This is a genomic window from Schlesneria sp., assembly GCF_036405755.1.
In the GTDB taxonomy this organism is placed as follows: Bacteria; Planctomycetota; Planctomycetia; order Planctomycetales; family Planctomycetaceae; genus Schlesneria; species Schlesneria sphaerica.
In genome coordinates this window covers 1-17935 of sequence record NZ_DASWWZ010000029.1, presented here as the reverse complement: position 1 = coordinate 17935, position 17935 = coordinate 1, and the positions used below count along the sequence as shown (strand labels likewise).

Sequence of the window (17935 nt, the reverse complement as noted above, 5' to 3'; positions counted from 1 at the left end):
TGGGATGCTGCTTGCGAGCCCGATCGAGAACCGTCAGATACGGATGAAACTGATCCACAAAAATGCCGCCGTTCTTTTCGGCGATCGTTTTGACTCCGTCCGAGAACTTCTCCAGCGTCAGGTTGTATCCGGTCAATGCAGTCGGTCCCTGTGCTCCATCATCCAGTGGCTGCGGCGTGATCCACGCAGTCCGAATGCTGGCTGCACGAGCCTGATCGGCCATTCCCTGCAGTCCATTCATGTATGGATTGAACGTCGCCTCTTCAAAAGCACGGTAGCGTCCGTCGTTCATCCCGAAGTCGACCGTCATCGCAGTCGGTTTGAACGCCAGGACATCGCGAGCGAATCTGGCATTGCCTCCTCCCGAGGTATCGCCCCCAATGCCGACGTTCCGGAACGTCAGTTTCCAGTGTGGGAAACGCGTCACCGTCCACATTTCGACATAGTTCGAATACAGATGCTGTTCGGTGATACTGTCACCGATCATGACAACGACATCGCCATCCTTGAAGAAGAACTCGGCCGATTCCGCACGGGGCAGGGGGGCGGGCAGTGTCGAGGCAAAGCAGGTCAAAACAATGAGGCACCACTGGCGAAGTCGCAGCATGGTTTCAGCTCCGTGAATGGGATTGTCACCGCGTCGAGAGGCAACTCGACGCGAACAGAGAAACAGCAAGAAAAAGGGGCTCCACCGGATCGCCCCGGACAGACATTCCGGGCCATGAAGCGTAAGAGACGAGGGGCTCGACGGACCAGGAAACTACCAGTTTCCCCCGAGTCCCACGTATCCACCCGGAGTTGAGAACGAGGGATGGAAGACGTCATGGTAGCGTTCGCGAAGTTCCCGCCGATGGATCTGCTCATCGCGATCCAGCACCTCCCGAATCCAGACGTCCGTCGCCTGCAGTCGCGCGGCAAGAATGTGCGCCGCGTTGGCACCCAAGTGATACGCCATCACCGAATGACTTTTGAGCAGTTGTCCATAAGTCGCGTATGTCAGCTGTGCTAGCCGGGTCGGCCCCTGACACCAGGCGGTGTTGTTATGAGCCGCCTCATGAAAGAACGTGGTCTCGCCAAAGATTTCGTTTGGCCCCAGGACCACCAGTTTAGTCTCATCCACCGTGTTACCGATGAGATCGATCTGCACACGGCCGCTCAGAATCAGATAGAGCGAACGGGACGAGTCTCCTGCGGAGAAGACCACATCTCCCTCGGTATACTCCAGCAGTGTCATGCGCGAGGCGAGGTCTGCAAGCTCGTCTGCGCGAAAGCCCGCCAGTAGCTCGAACTGCTTGAGATCGTCAGGCGTAATCTGAGACATGACTTGGCTCCGGCTAAACGAGTGCGCGCGGCAGGGGTTCGACTTGCGTTCTATCATTAGCGTGCGAGGGGACTTTTGCAAACCGGCCCCGCGACCAACACCTGAATTAACCGTTGTCATCCAAGGGACTTAAATCAGAACGCCCCACTTGGGTGAGCACTCACCCGTCGTACGTGCGACCAGTTTTTTCGTGTCGGTACTCCAATCTGTCGAGAAACCGAGAAAAAGTGCGGCGGTCTTTCCGCTGTCATCGTGACTATCTGGTCAACCACAGGAATAATGACGCTGAAGAATCACGCACACATCACCCCGCCGGTGTTTTATGCCCACGGATGTCCGCCGAGAGATTGAGCAGGCCCAGGCCGGCGACCAGGCAACGCTCGGTCGCCTGCTCGAGTCTTACCAGAATTATCTGCGGTTACTCGCGCGGATTGAAATCGGTCGACGCCTGCAGGGCAAAGTCGATGCTTCAGACATCGTCCAGGAAACATTCCTGGAGGCCCATCGCCAGTTCCCCCACTTTCAGGGGACGGCCGAAGCTCAATTGACGAAATGGCTCCGCACAATTCTGGCTGGCACTGTCGCTAATGTCGTCCGCCGCTACGTCGGGACACAGGCGCGAAACCTGACGCTCGAACGAGAACTGGCAGTGGGACTCGATCAATCGACCTGTGCCCTCGAGCAGATGCTCGTCGATCGTCATAGCTCACCCAGTCATCAAGCCATGCGGGGTGAACAAAGTCTTCAGGTCGCGGAAGCGATGAGCCGCCTCCCCGAGGACTATCAGACGGTGCTGGTGCTGCGACATCTGGAGGGACTGTCGTTCCCGCAAGTGGCCGAACGAATGGGCAAAACCGTGGACAGCGTCGAAAAGCTCTGGCTGCGGGGACTCACCCGGTTGAAGAAAGAATTTGGCGAGGTTACCCATTGAACTCGCATTCCGAAAACATCGAAGAGGATCCCCGAATCCTCGAGCTCTCGCGGAACTACTTGAAGGAACTCGAACAGGGACACACACCCGATCGACAGGCGTACTTCCGACTTTACCCGGAGCTCGCAGAAGCTCTTTCTGACTGTTTCGATGGGATCGAACTGGCGCATTCGATGCGCCCCGCTCCTCCGGTCGCTCCGCTTCCGGAGTTTCCGGTCAGTCCGATTGGCGATTTTCAGATTGTGAGGGAAATCGGCCGCGGCGGCATGGGGGTCGTCTACGAAGCAGTGCAGCTTTCTCTCGGACGCCGTATCGCGTTGAAAGTCCTGCCGTTCGCCTCTGCTCTCGACACCCGTCAGTTACAGCGGTTTAAGAACGAAGCTCAGGCCGCTGCACAACTTCACCATTCCAATATCGTGCCCGTGTATGCGGTGGGCTGCGACCGGGGAGTCCACTTCTACGCAATGCAGCTCATTAACGGTCGCTCGCTGGCCGAGGTCATTCAGGAACTGCGGGGCGACGAACGCGAGTCCCCGCGCCCCTCTTCAGAAGCGACGACCGCCGTCCATCAGCGTCTGGTGACCGTCGCCAACACCAACTTGCGCGTCCCGCAAAAAACCGGACGCGACCGCCAGCAGTTCCGCTCGGCCGCCCAGATTGCGAAGCAGGTTGCAGAAGCTCTTGAATACGCTCACGAAGCGGGCGTGGTTCATCGGGATATTAAACCCGCAAATCTGTTGCTCGACTCCAAGGGAGCCGTCTGGGTGACAGATTTCGGACTGGCGCAAGTCGTTGCCGATGTGGGAATCACCCAGACGGGAGACCTCGTCGGGACCCTGCGATACATGAGTCCCGAACAGGCAGCGGGACGCCGGGTTCCTGTCGATCACCGCACCGACGTTTATTCTCTGGGAGCGACTTTGTATGAGCTGCTGACCCTGCAACCGATCTTCGCGGCGCAGGATCGGCCCACACTGCTCCAGCAGATCTTCAATGAGGAACCTCGTCCGCCGCAGCAGGTGAATCGCGCCATACCGATTGAACTGGAGACGATCGTACTGAAGGCGATCGCGAAGAACCCCGCTGAGCGCTATGCCACGGCGGGAGAGATGGCGGCCGACCTGACACGGTTTCTCGAGGAACGCCCGATCCTCGCACGCCGGCCGACGCTGTTTGACAAGCTGAGGAAATGGATGCGAAGGCATCCCGCGTTCGTCAGAACGACATTGGCACTTCTGGTCTGCGGCACACTGGTCCTCGCCTACGGATACCGACGTGAGCGACAACGTGCAGCTGAGGCAGAAGCCCGCTTCCAACTCGCACGTCGTGCTGCCGATGAACTGATCCGTATTGCCGAAGACGAACTTTCCGACATGCCCTTTCAGGATGGATTACGGAAGCAGTTGCTCGAAACTTCGCTCGCCTACTATCAGGAGTTCATCGACCTTCGGGGAGAAAGCCTGAGCACCCAGGACGAGCTGGAAGGTACCCGAGACCGGGTCAAAGGCATTCTGGCCGACTTGGCCGTTCTTCAGGCGGATCGGCATACGTTCCTGCTGCGTGAATGTGCCGTGCTGGACGATCTGGAGGCGACCCCCGAACAGCGCGCCGGCCTTGCCGAGGTGCTCGCCCGTCTGGAAAATCGACAGCGCCGCAGACCGAGAGGGCGACCTGATTTCAATCCCGAAGAGTACCGCCAGCGCCAGCTCGACATCGCGAGGGAAAACGAAGCTGAGCTGGCTGGGATTTTGAGCCCTCAGCAATTGCAGCGACTGCCCCAGATTGCCCTGCAGTGTCAGGGGCCAAAAGGACTGCGTGAGCCCGACGTCGTCCGAGCTCTCAAACTGTCCAGCGATCAGAAACGGAAATATCGCGAAATTGAAATGGAAGCGATGCGAGACGTCGACCATCGCTTTCAGCCGGGTTCAAATCCACCCGAAAGAACCGCCATACGCCTGCAGGCGGCCATGAAACAGATGCTTGCCTATCTAACCCCCGAGCAACTGGAACGATGGAAAAAGCTGACGGGCCGACCCTATCACGGTCCGCTGATCTCTCCGGTTCCGTTCGGCCCGCCGGGAATTCGGCACAATGGCCAGCATCGGGAAGATCGCCCCCCCTTACGAAACCCTCCCCCATTTCCTCCACGGGACTGAGGGAGATTTCTGCCGCTGAGGACAAAAAAGTTCTCACCACCCGGTCGCACTCGGTGTCGGCGTCAGTGATTCGGGGCTTCCCACTTCGGCGTCTCAGTCGGTTTCATCACTGCTGGCGACTTCACTTTTGACCGGAATGGCTTCTTCTGCTGTGGGCGACGCGGGGGCGGACTCGCCCGCGGGTGATTCCAGTGGGGGCAGAACGTAGATTTCCCCTCGTTCGTTGGGCTGCTCGGCTCGAAAACCGTGATGCCGCAACAGTTCCAGAATGGCGAGAAAGATTCCGACGATCTTGCTGCGAAGGTTGCTCCCTTCAAAGAAATCGCTGAAAGCCATTCGTCCGTTCTCGCGCACCTTGGCCCCGATCCGGTCGATGTAAACCGAGATGGGTGTGTCGTCGTAACGAATACTGGAGGTCGACTCGACAACCTTCTTCTGGATCACGCGTGACAGAGCGCTGACCAGGTCCCAAAGTTCCACCTCTTTGATGGAGTCTTCACTGGGGTCTTTGCCGACGGTCGGCCGTTCGTCACTCAGTCGGGGATAACGTTCCTGCCACTCCGCAGCCTGTTCCTCCAGAGCAACGGAGGCATCCTTGTACCGTTTATACTCCAGCAGTTGCTCGATCAGTTCGTTACAGGGATCGTCCGCCAGCGGTACTTCGGTCGTTTCTTCCTCGGCACGCGGCAGGACCTGTCGACTTTTGATTTCGATCAGAGAACTGGCCAGGACAACAAAATCACCAATCAGGTCAAGATCGAGAAACTGCAGAACTTCGAGGAACTCGAGAAACTGAGATGTAATCTTGGCAATCGGCAGGCGGACAATATCAACCTCGTTCCTGCGGACCAGGTACAACAGCAGGTCCATGGGACCGCTGAAGGAATCCAGTTGTACTCGGTAATCCGCCATTCCCCCCTGCCTTCAAATTGAGTGAATTCCGTTTCACGATCTTATTATCGGCGTGATAGTGAGCACAGGATGACACATACGGAATAATCTCAAGAGTTACCGTGGATTCGCATGGCAACCCATTCAGCCCAAGCACCGCGCTCCACCCAAACAACCTGGATCATTCTCTGAAATGATGAAATGATGCAGTCACCGAGCTACCCATCCGGGGCGGTCGATGGGAGGGAGGCGGTGAGGGGGTCACGGCTGTTGACCCGATCTTGACCGGAGGGACCTTCCAGTGTACTTCCCCTTGGCGCCGACCGGTCGAGTACACCAACACTGTGGTGCTACGCTACAGTGCGGAATTCAACCCCCAAGCCTTGCCTGCTGCCGGGCAGATTCCTACTCTTCCTTTTGAAGAGTCCATCGCGATGGGAAACTGTCAAACTTTTCTCTTTTTCCGTCCAAATTTGACGAAGGATGCTGCATGCTCGATCTGTCTCGTAGTTCTCTGTCGCCGCAAGTGAATGCTTCACGCGACTATGCGCGCCAGCGTCAGATGGGCATTGGCGATCTGCTGCTCGAGAACCGGATCGTCTTTCTGGATGGCCCGATCCACGATGCCAGTGCCAACCTGATCGTGATGAAGCTGCTGTACTTGCAGTCAGAAAACAAACACCAGGACGTCCATTTTTACATTAACTCGCCGGGCGGCTCGGTCACGGCCACGATGGCGATCTACGACACGATGCAGTTCCTGCAGTGCAGTGTGGCAACGTACTGCGTCGGTCTGGCAGCCAGCGGCGGCGCCATCCTGGTCGCCGGTGGAACCAAAGGCAAGCGATTCATCCTGCCTCACGCGAAGATGATGATCCACCAGCCTTATGGCGAAGTGGGAGGTCAGGTTTCCGACATCGAAATCCAGGCTCAGGAAATCCTCGAGACCCGCGAAGTCTTGAATCAGATTCTCGCTGTCCACACGGGCCAGCCAGTAGAAGTGATTGCCAAGGATACCGGTCGCGACCGTTACATGAACGCCAACCAGGCGAAAGAATACGGACTGATCGATGAAATTCTGGTCAATCCCAAAGCAAAACTGGCCGCCGCGAAATGATCGCCGACGTCGCACGAAGGCATTGATTCTCCCTTGTGCCGAGGGCGAAATCACCTGTGCGACTCGACCGGAAACGATACGACCGGATGAATCATCCGTAACGCCTGAAACAGTCACCCTCGATCAGCGAGTTCCCCGATATGACTTCACTTGTTCCTTACGTTATTGAAAAAAACGGCCGTGAAGAACGGGCGATGGACATCTACAGTCGCTTGCTTCGCGATCGAATCATTCTGCTGGGAAGTGCCATCAATGATGATGTCTCCAACAGCATCGTCGCTCAATTGCTGTACCTTCAATTCGAAGACAGCAAGGCCGACATCCACATGTACATCAACAGCCCCGGTGGTTCGATCACCTCGGGCATGGCCATCTATGACACGATGCAGTTCATCAGTTGCGACGTCGCGACGTACTGCCTGGGTCAGTGCGCCAGTATGGGTGCGATGCTGCTGACAGCCGGAACCAAGGGAAAGCGATTCGCACTGCCCAATAGCCGCATCATGATCCATCAGCCACTGGCCGGGATGCAGGGGACAGCCGTCGAACTCGAAATTCATGCCAAGGAAGTCATCCGCACCAAGCGGCGCATGAACGAATTGATGTTCAAGCACACCGGCCAGACCCTGGACAAGATTGAACAGGACACCGATCGAGACAACTTCATGTCGGCCGAAGAGGCTCGCCACTACGGTTTGATCGACACGGTTCTTGAACAATTGCCAGTTCCACCGTCGCATCAGTCTTAATCGGGTTTCCGCCCCGACGGCGGGAATCACCTCACGCATCACGAGTGTTTAATACGCCCCTTCAGTGATCGAATCCTGATTGCTGAAGGGGCTTTTTCGAATGAGTCGACCTGGGTGAAGTCCTGCACAGGGGTTTCCACCCTCCATCCATCCCTTGATGACTCGTTCGTCAATGATCTCGAAGAAGCGGGCCAAAGTAGCCAGGGAGGGCTCTTTCTTCGATCTCTTCCCGCTTGCCAGTGGCATGCGAACCGACGTGACTACGTGCTCGTGCCCGGGACCGACCCAAAGTGAATGCCACTGTATGACCGTCTTCGGGCATGCAGTGCGCTCTGACCCTCTTCAAAAAAACGAGAAGCCACCGCTTCTGCGAAGACTCCGACGCCGTGCCATTGGCAGCTTTGTCACTCGAGGCCCAATGAAAACTCTTTCATCTGATAGATGACTCGTCCATCCACCGACAGGAAGCCTTCCGCAATCAGCGTTTTTCGCTGGTCGTCAACACTTTTGATGACAGCGGTCACGGTCACCAACTGGTCGCGTGGCACCACTTGTCCGCGGTAGACCCATTCGTGTTTGCCACTCGTCCCGGATGCGGGATCGTGGAGTACCGGTGTCAGGAACTGCGCATCCGGCCCCGCGTTCCACCGACGAGCGGCGTAGAATTTCAGTAACTGGAAGAACGATTCCAGCCCCAGCGATCCTGGCACAACAGGATCCTGGTAGAAGTGAGCCTTGAAGAACCACGATTCGGGATTCACCCTGGTTGTGCCGATGGCGAAGCCCTGACCGTAGGGGCCATTCTGCAGCGAGATTTGAACGTTATCGATCATCTGGAACTGCGAATCCGCGAAGGGAGCTCGGTCCTGATATGCGAAGCGTTCGGCCTGACTCGCCTCGTCCGGCGACGGCGAGAAAGGTTTCGCCTCACGGATCCCCACCTGATTCAGCAGTGAGGCACGCGAGAAAAATCCAAAGTAGGTATTCCCGACATAGACAGGCTGATCGTCACAGCGAAGATCGAAGTCATAGTGCTGAATGATCATCCCCCCCGCGTTGGAAACGCGAGTCATTTTCACAGTCGTCGTGAGCGTTCCCGATGCGGGGGTCACATCCCGGTATTGTGTTGCCGTCCCACCGAGGTTTCTGAACGAGATATCCGTGTCGCTGGTGAGCGCAGAGCCGACGTAGGCGGCCAGCCAGCCACATGGCTGCAGGGCTGTTTCCAGCAGGACAGCGAATGGCATTCGCCGCTGACGGTTCGACTGGAAGTACCATTCATCGGGAGGAACGTCGTACTGAGCGACGACGACTCCGCCTGGGTTCAGCACCCACTGCTCACAGTCACTGATCGCGACAATGCGGTCCAGGAATTGGAACGGTGGTCCCGGAAGTCTGGCAATGACTCGTTCCGCGTCGAAGACCTGGTAGCGGTCCCCAAAGGCTTCTGACGGCTTACCAACGGCGAACGCGGTGATTCGGTCGGTGTCAAACAGTGCAGGGCGGCGATCGTAGCGAGGCGTAAATTTCTGTGAGGAAATGACAACGCCCTTTTCGCCACGCGCCGCTGCGGAACTCCACAGTCGCTCAATGAACTCCCGCGTCAGGCCCGACATCCTTACGGACATGTCGGTAATTTCGACGATCGGTTTCCCGTCCGCATACATCAAGGCATCGGCAAGGCAGTACGGGGTCGCGGTGGGACTCGACGATTCCGAGGGGACACCCGGGGCACCGCTGGCTGCGTCAAAGTCTCGGTAGCCGACTTCCTTCAGCGTGATCTCGTACCAGACCTTCTTTGTGGTCGCGAGAACCTGACCGCGGCATTTCAAGCGGCTGCGGACGCCGGGAATCGGCTCATACACGATCTGGTCCGCTTCACCCAGCCAACCCATTCGCAGCAGCAGGATCCGCAGTGTATGCATGCAGCATTCATACATCAGCGTTCCCGGCATCACCTGATCGTCACAGAAGTGACACGTCAGAAACCAGTCATCCGGATGAATATCCAGTTCGCCCAGGATCGTTCCCATGCCGAACTTCCCGCCGGTCGGCTCGATCTGAAGAATGCGGTCAACCAGCCACATCTTCGAGCGTTCGTCAGCCCCCGCCGACCCGGATCTGGTCAGACCGGGAATGGTGACCGGGTTCGTGAGCGGAAGTTGTGCGAACTGAGCACCGAAGCAAGCGGCAAGATCCCCTCTCCGCAGGGCCAGCAACTGAGCGTCGGAGAAGCTTTCGCGTGCGAGCGGTACCAGTTCCTTCCAGTTGCCGGTCCACTTTCCGGGACGTGCCTGCTTATCGAGAGCCGTGTGGATGATCCCTTTCCCGCTATTCAGTTCGGCAGCGGTGAAGAACCCCGCGCAACCTTCCCGCATCGTCAGCAGCGGTTCTCCGTCCACCGTCGCGTCAAACTCGAAGCGGAACAGATATGTCTGTCCCTGACGGAAGAAGTGAAGAATGCGGATATTGTAATTGATGGTTTTTCCGGGACCGGGCAGCTCTTGATGGAACGTGACGACCGCATCGAGCAATCGATAACTGGCCAGGCCCTTGGTCTGAAAATCAATTCCCAGCCACCCTGACAGGAACAGGTCCGCCTGTCCCGCTTCGACCGCAATACACGTGGGAATGCGGTTGCAGTCGAGATACCAGGCCCCTTCATGGATGTCGTGCTCGGTCACGACACGGCCTGATGTCATCGACAGTGGTTCGCCTTCAATTTCCAGCATCCGATCAGCGAGCATCAGCGGTTCGTCCGGCAACCGGACGCGCGTCGGGAATTCATCGATCGGAGCGAACTGCGGTCCCAGCACCCGACCAATCTTGCCAATAGCGTATTCCATGCACTGCGCCCGGTTCAGCGAGCGAGGGGCCACCAGCGGAGTCGGCGGCAACTCTTCAACAGGCGGCGCAGCATTCGGCGCGACAGGTTCCACTGGTTCCACCGGATCGGAGACCGTCGGCCCCGCGACGAGATCGGGCGAGGCAACTTGTTCGCCCGCAGCAATCCGGGTGAAGAGCGCCAACTGTTCCGCCATGATCCGCTGAGCTTCCGCGGTCACACGCAGATAGGTTTCATGAGCACGCAGTCGGGCGGCCACCATATCATCAAACTGAGTCATGACATTCATTCCAAAAGTGGACGCTCGTGGCGGGATTCGCCATCCCTTCGCTGGTCTGGGCACCAAGAACGGAGAACCACCCACCGCTGTCACAATACCCCGCTTCGTGGGGGAGGGACTGGTGATCGTGGCTTCGGTCGTTCGTGCGTCGCCGTAGAGGAACCGCAGTTCGACGGGGATTCGCTCCGCAATCAGCACAGCCAGAAGTTCGTAAAACGCAACCAGGGGGGACGCGGTCGAGGGGGTCGCAGACAGGGCACGATGCGGACGGTCGCTCAGGATCTCATCGATCATCCGCGTGCACGAACTTCCCGGACCAATCTCCACGAACAGGCGGACGCCATCCGAATAGGCCTGCTCGACCACCCGCGGGAAATCGATGGTATTGACGGCCTGCGCCACAATGGCCTCGGCGGCCGATTCCCGGCTCAGTTCGTATTTCCGGCCCCACGCCGTGCTGTAGAAATCGATCGGTTGCTCGTAATGAGCGGTGCCAATTCGAGGCCGCTTCACCAGAGGAACCGTCGTCTGCATCAGGTGTAGTGCCCGATAGGCTTCTTCGACTTGCCGCAGGATCGGACAGTGAACGGTACTCGGTGCTGCAAACGGAACGAAAGTTCCGCCCAGATCCCGGACAAGTCGTTCGACACCATCTGTTTCCCCACCGATCACACATTGTTGCGGGGTGTTCACGATCAGCAGATAAACCCGTGCCCCTGATGCGTCGGCAGTAGACGAACCAGGTCGTCCCTGATCGTGTGACAGGTTCTGGATCGCCGCCTGAACCACTGCCGCCGATCGGTCGATGACACCTGATGTCCAGCGAACGGGCGAACCAGCAGGAACATTCCAGGCGCGGCGGGCTGCTTCAAACGGTGTGACCAGATCACTGCCGAACAGCGTTGCCTGTTCCATCCGTCGCAACATCTCGTCCCGGTCAGTCCAGGCCCGCAGCCCGAAGAGTGCGGCGGATTCCCCCAGGCTATAACCGATGCTGGCGTCAGGCGTGACACCCAGACGATTCAGCAGGTCACAGACGGCCGTTCCCAGGGCCACCTGCCCAAAGATCATCGCTTTGTGCTGTTCAAGTACTGCTGCGGTTGAATCCCCGAACCAGATCAGGTCGGGACGGTACTGATCTCGCAACCGTTCATTTTCGAGATACTGCTGGTGCAGCACCTCCGGAAATGCGTTCAGCAGCTCACGCCCCATCCCGAGGAATGCATTCCCGGAACCGGGGAAGACAAACGCCAGTCGCCCCGTAGTCCCCAGCGGTGTGCGCGTGAAACGAACGCGCCGATCCAGGACAGCGGCGGGCTGGTCACGCAATGCGTTGACGGCAATCCGAGCGACATCGGGAATTTCCGCCAGCGATCGAACGACTAGCGACAGTCCCCAGCGGTGTTCTGGTTGAGGAGGCCGGGATCGAAACCAGTCCGAAGCCAGGGTCGCAACAGAACTCGCGTTCGCCGCGCGTTCGTTCAGTTGATTCACCCCGGACTCAAGCTGTTCGACCGAATCCCCGTCGATGACGAACAGGCCCACGGGCAACGCCGCGCGAGTTTCACGAGCAGCAGCCCGCTGGGCAAGAGCCGCTTTGCGAACGGGTCCGGGTGCCGTGGTCAGTTCCAGTCGGATTGATCGGCCGTCCGGGCCCAGACCCGACAACGTGATCGGTCGAGTCTGCTCCACCCGGTTCTGCATCCAGCCACCCGACGGAGATTCCGGGATCGCATGCCGGGAAAGCGATTCGACCGCTGTAAACAGCCTCAGCAATCCTGTCGCAGCACCCGCCGGCGATTCCACCGTCAAACCGTCGGCAGGGGAGCGACCGTCGGCTGGAGGTTCGGCATGGCCTCTGTGTGTCGAACCATCAGGGAAGAGCTGTCCAATTTCCCCGGGATCCGTTTCGATTCGCGAGAGGATCGCATGGATGTGATCCCCGTCTCGTACGGCATCTTCACGTCGCTTGAGAACAAATGCCGTCGCACTATCCACAAACGCCGGATTGCCGCCGTCGCCATTCTGCTTCCGTTCCCGCAGGACCGCCACTCGATGACGGATGTCACAGACCAGATCAACCGCCCCGACGACTGCTCGATCGAGTTCACCTCGGCGCAAACTCTGGGCCGCTACGGCACACGCCCGCAGTCCGGAATTCGCATCGGCGGAAATCGTGAAGCTCGGTCCCCCGACATTGAATTCCCGAGCCAGACGACTGGCGACAATCCCCCCCAGGTTGCCCATGACCCGGTTGGCCGACAGGGGGGGACTGACCGAGTCTTTCAACTCTGCCGTCCATTGCGTCAGTTCCTCATCCGACAGCTCAAGGTTGAGCGCCGTTGCCCAGTGCGAGGCCAGTTCCTCGATCGACCAGCGGAAGTGAAAATTCGTGGTATTGGGGTCGAGTTCGATCCCGACGAAAACTCCCGTGGCGTTGCCAAGCGCGATGGCGTCCGACGGACTGCGGTCAGCACGATCGGCAACGCTGTCAGCGTCCTTCAGGGCTGCTGCGGCGACCTTGAGCATCAACTGCTGCTGGGGCAGCATGTCCTGCATTTCCAGTGGCGGGATACGGAACTCGCCCATGGGCAGTTCTACGGACGTCACCGCTGCCGTACTTTCTTCCGCCGCACCGGCGAACTCGTTTCGGAACCAGTCCGAGTGAGTGACGCCCCAATCTCGGATATCGGAAGGAGATTTCGCTCTCTCTGAGGCGTCGTCCGAAGCGAGTGAATCCGATCTATTACTCTGCGTTGCAGGGAGACCCCCGGTTGCGAGGAGACCCCGGGAACTGGCCACCCCGACGATGGCAATGTCGAGATCCTGCGCCGGCGATAGCGAGCGGTCTGCCGTGGAGTTGGGTCGCTGTGCCGGAGACGCGGGAACGGGTACCCGCGTCATCATGTTGGAATGATGCGGTCCGCAATACTCTTCAATCAGCACATGCGCGTTAATTCCGCCAAAGCCAAAGGCATTGATCGTGGCACGACGAGGGGTGATGCCGGTGGTAGCCCCCACAGTACCACGGACGTCCGCTGTTCGCCGTGGCCAGGGTTCGGCACGACTCAGCACACGGAACGGGCTGCCGGACCGGGCCAGTCCTGCCGCAGGCTGCTGAAAATTGGCCGTCGGTGGGAGCGTCTCGTGACGGAAAGCGTACAGAACTTTCATCAGCCCGGCGGCACCGGCCCCCGTCAACAGGTGACCAACGTTCGATTTGACGCCCCCGATAACGCACTGACCGGGGGACGAGGTCTCGTCGGCCCACAACTGATGCAGACTGTCGATCTCCACCCCATCACCGACCGGCGTCCCCGTCGCGTGGCACTCGATCAAATCGACGTCGCTCGGACGCCAGCCTGCCTGCTCGTAGGCGGACCGCATCGCACGGAGTTGGCCCTCGGAGTGAGGTGCGAGCAGGTTCGCGCCGCGATCGTTCGACAGACCGATCCCGGCGATCACACCGTAAATGTGGTCCCCTGCGGAAACCGCATCCGTGAGGCGTTTCAGGACAAAGACCCCCGCCCCTTCTCCCACGACGAGACCATCGGCGGCAGAGCTGAGCGGAGCGCATCGCCCGCCACGAGAGAGGGCTTTCAACTGCGCGAAACCCATCTGCGTGTATTGGCAATCGGGTCGCGACATCCCTCCGGCAAGCATGGCATCGGCACGACCCGCCAGCAGTTCCTCACAGGCAAATTTCAACGCATAAAGCGACGACGCACAGGCGGCATCCAGCGTATACGCGGGACCTCCCAGCCCCAAACCTTCCGCAATCAACACGGCAGGCAGACTCGCCGCCAGACGGTTCAACGGATGCCAGTTCCCCGCAGCGACGAGTTCCGCCGCCCCCCGCTTCAACTCATTTTTCCGCCCGTCCGGAACGGCTGCGGCCTCAACGATTCGTTCGAACAGAGTTCGCCCCAGCACATCCCGGCAGAGCGCCGAGGTCGATTCCGTGGGAAGAACAATGTTCCCCAGAATCACGCCGACCCGTGAGCGTTCCGTGCCACCCATCTCGCGTGCATCTCTAAAAGCAGCGCGGGCGGCGTGAAGGCCCAGATGAAACAGGGGGTCGAGTTGACGGAGCAACGCTGGATCGAGTCGCAGTCCCTCGGGATCAAACTGAAAGCCTTCGACGAAGCAGCCCCAGTCAGAGTAAACGCGATCCGGCTTCGGCCCCTCTTTGTCGACCGCTTTGGCCGGGTCGAGGAACCAGCGATCCGGGGGGACGGACCGCCCCGTATCGACCCCGTCAGCGATGTTCTGCCAGAACTTGTCGAGGTTCGAGCCCCCCGGAAATACCCCGCCAACACCGACAATTGCGATACGTTCAGAACGGTCTGTCGGCGGCATAACGTAGGAGACTTCAGTTTGAGCAATTTTCACAAGGTAGGCAAACCAGCATGATAATCGGACCAACCACCGCAAGCCACGGGTTTCGACCAGTTTTCACAGCCGCCACGGGTAAAGTCCCTGCGGCAGTCCGAAATCCAGCTACGACAGCAGGTTCCAGATGAAGGGATCATTCAGCCCCTTGGCGATATGCTTCGATCGACTGAAATCATGGCTGGCCGTGTGATCATGCGGGACCGAAACGATAAAGGCTCCGGCGGCCGCGGCGGCCCGGGAACCGGTCCCCGAATCTTCCAGCACCAGCATATTTTCGGGTCGGACACCGAGCAGTTCCGCCGCCTTGAGATAGATCTCGGGATTCGGCTTTCCGTGAGTCACGCTTTCCGCCGTCAATTTCACGGGGAAACGGTGTCCGAGCTCGAATCGCTCGAAGATGTCGTCCAGATAATCCCGGGGCGAGGACGTCGCCACTCCCTTGGGAAGCTTTCGGGATTCAATCAGATTCAATAAGTCGTACAGGCCGGGCATCGGCCGGAGGTGTTCGTTCAGCATTTCGTGAAAGATCACACGAGATTCCGCCAGCAGATCCGCCGGTTCTTCGTTGAGCTTCATGTAATCTCGAAACGCCGTTAGCGACTCCAGCGGACGCAGACCGAGCATCGCATCCATCGCTCCTTTGGACATTCTCAGTCCGCGACGTTGCAGCAGAACATCGGCAGAAACGTAGAAGACATCTTCCGTATTAAACATCAACCCATCCAGGTCGAAACAAACGGCCTGAATCTGGGGAATCGTCTCAGTCATAGCGTTCTTGAAGTTCCAGCAAAGTACTCTCGGCCGACCCTGGCCAGCAGGGGGCAAGCTCATTTCAAAAGCAGAATCCGCCTGCAAGCCATGTCGCTCATGCCAGGCACGTCGCAACGAGGGCTCGCGCGTGAGTTCAGAAGCACACTGACTTGTTCAGCCGGTCCCGATGGATCGGCCGTTAAATCAGGATGAGGACTCTGAGCACGAAGTTTAGTTGGGTGACCTGTGAACGTCCACGATTCAAGGCGCACGCACGGCCGCCAACCCCTGCGTCAGCGCCGACTGGTAAATCCAGACATCACCCCCAAACGCAACCAGTCGAAATCCCCGTTGAATCTGGGCCCGTCCCTCTTCCACACTGGTCACCAGCACAGCGGGGACCTTTCGGTTCCGCTCGCAGGCAGCCAGGACCCGGTCGATGGCATCGAGGATGCGGGGATGCTGCATCTGCCCCGGCAATCCCAGGGAATTCGCCAGATCGTAGAGTCCGATCCACAGGCAATCGAGTTCGGGAACGGCGGCAATTTCATCAAGGTTATTCAGACCCGCAGCAGTTTCGATCTGGGCGATGATCAGCACTTCGGCGTTGGCGGAACGAACCACTTCCGCAATCGAATCATTCTTGTAGTCATCATGAGCAATCGAAAATGCCGCACCTCGGCGCCCAATCGGGGGGTACTTCGCTGACTGCACGAGCAACCGAGCCTCCTCTGCCGATTCGACCATTGGAGCCATCACTCCCATCGCTCCCATGTCCAATACCCGCGAAACGAAGTGATACTGCGTCGTTGGGATGCGAACGATGGGAACCAGCTTCGGTTTCGGCGTCGTGGCAATCAGCATGCGGATGGACTCAATATCCCATCCCGTGTGTTCCATGTCATAGACAGCGAACTCGGCCCCGGCATTAGCGGCAATCCGACCAATGCCGGTCGTATTGAACTCAAACATCATCGTCCCAACCGAGACACCGCCCGTTGCCACGCACTTCTTGACCGGATTCGCCAGCATCTGCGTTCCTTTATAGGGGAGACAGAATCATCACTCAGGGGAAGGGATGAAAAGGGAATTATCCTACCCGCTTCGTCACGGATTCGCACAACCGGAACAAACGAATTGCGAGAGCGGATTGCTGGCATCGCTTCAGCCTCCGCTCACGGTCTGCTCCTGAAACTCAGTGGGACCGTCCCCGCCCACGATTTCGACTCCGGTAGGCGATGCCGCACCAGATCAATGCGATCACGCAGGTCCCTTTCAGCAGCAGGAGCGGCCAGGGACGCCACCACGCGCCCGTAAAGATTTCGAAGATGTCAGAAATGCCAAACAGCAGGAACCAGAGTGCGGCCACACGTCCCAGGTGCTGATTTCGACTCGGTCCCCGACTGCGAAAGAAAAGAGCAGCGCCGATCGGGATCCAGAACGCAGCTTCCAAACCATTGAAGAGAGAAAGCGGGTCCATCCGGGAGCTCCACGTAGCGCGATTCAGTAAAACAACGACGACCTTCTTCTGAACTTTCTTGAGCGGAAACCTGCGAAAGCATGATCCGCACTCCATTGCTCACGTTCATCCAAGTGTCAACTCGAGCATAACGCTGGAAGATCCGAATCACCTCTGTCACTATCACAGCCGCCCTGTCAGCATGGCGATGAGTATGATCAGACCGATGAACGCGTCTATAAAGCGGGAGTAATTTGTGAGCAGGCTACGTCTGAGAATCGGGCCCGTCGTTCAGAATGCCGAAGACGTACGACTTCGAGTTGAACGCGAACTTCCCGATCATGCCGGACTTCGAAGTCTGGCGGCAGGCGTCGCCACGGCGGCACGTGACGCAGAACATGTCGCTCAGCAATTAAGGCGTCCTTTTGGAGTACACCGACTTCCCGCCGCGTTCCTGGCAATCGCGTTACTGCTGCTGATCGTCTGGATTTATATCGAGTTCTTTCGCACGACCACTCTCAAAATCGCACTCCCCGATCGGGACTTTCAGGCACTGAAATCCCGCATGCAGCAGGATGATCGAATCCGGTTTACCGAGGAGGTCGTACCGGGATCGCGAGAAGCCGTCCAGAAAGTTTCTGCTGGTGAGGTCGATCTGGGATTCATTCAGGGGGGCGTCGAAATTCCCGCAGACCTTCCCCGGTTCCAAACGAGTAACCCGGAGCTGGTTCTATGGTTTGTGCGTCGATCAATTCCGGACTTCGGAGCCATCAAGCGAGTTCTCACGTCCGTCGAAGGAGCGGGCAGTCATACGGTCGCAAAAGATTTTCTTCGTGCCTGGCGACTCGACTCACAAATTGAGTTTGTCCATGACTGGAAATTGCTTTCGGGCGATGAAGCGTCCCCGCTGTCCGAGGACATCGATGCGGTGTTCGTCGTCAAAGACCCCGCCGATCCGCAGGCCCTGACAGCGGCAGAGCGACTCTCAGAAGCGGGGTTTGTGCTCGCATCGCCCGACCTGGGGGCCCGCGTCGCTCAATT

At 58.5% G+C, this 17935-nt stretch carries 12 protein-coding genes; 5 read left to right on the top strand and 7 right to left on the bottom strand.

The genetic code is table 11. The annotated features are described in order from the left end of the window. Positions 1-607 (bottom strand): GDSL-type esterase/lipase family protein (locus VGE80_RS01015; RefSeq protein ID WP_440591352.1); only part of this gene is annotated, 607 nt, incomplete at its 3' end. Between the two features lie 153 nt (positions 608-760). Continuing rightward, positions 761-1321 carry a Crp/Fnr family transcriptional regulator gene (locus VGE80_RS01010; protein ID WP_373650258.1) on the bottom strand — a complete coding sequence of 187 codons (561 nt, stop codon included), beginning with the start codon at positions 1319-1321 and terminating at the stop codon, positions 761-763. 322 nt (positions 1322-1643) lie between these two features. Between VGE80_RS01010 and VGE80_RS01005 the strand changes: the two genes are divergently transcribed. Together VGE80_RS01005 and VGE80_RS01000 are read left to right on the top strand one after the other, a co-directional pair. Next, on the top strand, positions 1644-2252 hold the full coding sequence (locus VGE80_RS01005) for a sigma-70 family RNA polymerase sigma factor (protein ID WP_373650257.1): 609 nt from the start codon (positions 1644-1646) through the stop codon (positions 2250-2252). Continuing rightward, entirely contained in the window at positions 2249-4408 is a 2160-nt protein-coding gene (locus VGE80_RS01000; RefSeq protein ID WP_440591351.1) for a serine/threonine protein kinase, read from the top strand. The genes VGE80_RS01005 and VGE80_RS01000 overlap by 4 nt, the downstream gene beginning before the upstream one ends. 93 nt (positions 4409-4501) lie before the next feature. Here the strand turns inward: VGE80_RS01000 and VGE80_RS00995 are convergent, their stop codons facing one another. Next, on the bottom strand, positions 4502-5320 hold the full coding sequence (locus VGE80_RS00995) for a segregation and condensation protein A (RefSeq protein ID WP_397571540.1): 819 nt from the start codon (positions 5318-5320) through the stop codon (positions 4502-4504). 469 nt (positions 5321-5789) lie between these two features. Between VGE80_RS00995 and VGE80_RS00990 the strand changes: the two genes are divergently transcribed. Together VGE80_RS00990 and clpP are read left to right on the top strand one after the other, a co-directional pair. Next, positions 5790-6416, top strand: a complete 627-nt coding sequence (locus VGE80_RS00990) for an ATP-dependent Clp protease proteolytic subunit (RefSeq protein WP_373650253.1) — start codon at positions 5790-5792, stop codon at positions 6414-6416. A 140-nt stretch (positions 6417-6556) separates the two neighbouring features. Next, positions 6557-7165: an ATP-dependent Clp endopeptidase proteolytic subunit ClpP gene (clpP, locus tag VGE80_RS00985; protein WP_373650252.1), complete on the top strand. Its 609-nt coding sequence runs from the start codon at positions 6557-6559 to the stop codon at positions 7163-7165. 404 nt (positions 7166-7569) lie between these two features. Here the strand turns inward: clpP and VGE80_RS00980 are convergent, their stop codons facing one another. The 4 genes from VGE80_RS00980 to VGE80_RS00965 form a co-directional block, all read right to left on the bottom strand. Then, positions 7570-14649, bottom strand: coding sequence for a beta-ketoacyl synthase N-terminal-like domain-containing protein (locus tag VGE80_RS00980; protein WP_440591350.1), 7080 nt, complete (start codon positions 14647-14649; stop codon positions 7570-7572). Between the two features lie 141 nt (positions 14650-14790). After that, positions 14791-15453: an HAD family hydrolase gene (locus VGE80_RS00975; RefSeq protein ID WP_373650250.1), complete on the bottom strand. Its 663-nt coding sequence runs from the start codon at positions 15451-15453 to the stop codon at positions 14791-14793. Between the two features lie 243 nt (positions 15454-15696). Then, positions 15697-16467, bottom strand: a complete 771-nt coding sequence (locus VGE80_RS00970) for an HpcH/HpaI aldolase family protein (protein ID WP_373650249.1) — start codon at positions 16465-16467, stop codon at positions 15697-15699. A 163-nt stretch (positions 16468-16630) separates the two neighbouring features. Continuing rightward, positions 16631-16915 carry a hypothetical protein gene (locus VGE80_RS00965; protein WP_373650248.1) on the bottom strand — a complete coding sequence of 95 codons (285 nt, stop codon included), beginning with the start codon at positions 16913-16915 and terminating at the stop codon, positions 16631-16633. 235 nt (positions 16916-17150) lie between these two features. Between VGE80_RS00965 and VGE80_RS00960 the strand changes: the two genes are divergently transcribed. Further along, positions 17151-17935 (top strand): hypothetical protein (locus VGE80_RS00960; RefSeq protein WP_440591349.1); only part of this gene is annotated, 785 nt, incomplete at its 3' end.

Excerpts from the sequence above, each read along its gene's own strand:
- VGE80_RS01010 (WP_373650258.1), bottom strand. The coding sequence starts at position 1,321 with ATGTCTCAGATTACGCCTGACGATCTCAAGCAGTTCGAGCTACTGGCG.
- VGE80_RS01005 (WP_373650257.1), top strand. The coding sequence starts at position 1,644 with ATGCCCACGGATGTCCGCCGAGAGATTGAGCAGGCCCAGGCCGGCGAC.
- VGE80_RS00995 (WP_397571540.1), bottom strand. The coding sequence starts at position 5,320 with ATGGCGGATTACCGAGTACAACTGGATTCCTTCAGCGGTCCCATGGAC.
- VGE80_RS00990 (WP_373650253.1), top strand. The coding sequence starts at position 5,790 with ATGCTCGATCTGTCTCGTAGTTCTCTGTCGCCGCAAGTGAATGCTTCA.
- clpP (WP_373650252.1), top strand. The coding sequence starts at position 6,557 with ATGACTTCACTTGTTCCTTACGTTATTGAAAAAAACGGCCGTGAAGAA.
- VGE80_RS00980 (WP_440591350.1), bottom strand. The coding sequence starts at position 14,649 with ATGCCGCCGACAGACCGTTCTGAACGTATCGCAATTGTCGGTGTTGGC.
- VGE80_RS00975 (WP_373650250.1), bottom strand. The coding sequence starts at position 15,453 with ATGACTGAGACGATTCCCCAGATTCAGGCCGTTTGTTTCGACCTGGAT.
- VGE80_RS00970 (WP_373650249.1), bottom strand. The coding sequence starts at position 16,467 with ATGCTGGCGAATCCGGTCAAGAAGTGCGTGGCAACGGGCGGTGTCTCG.
- VGE80_RS00965 (WP_373650248.1), bottom strand. The coding sequence starts at position 16,915 with ATGGACCCGCTTTCTCTCTTCAATGGTTTGGAAGCTGCGTTCTGGATC.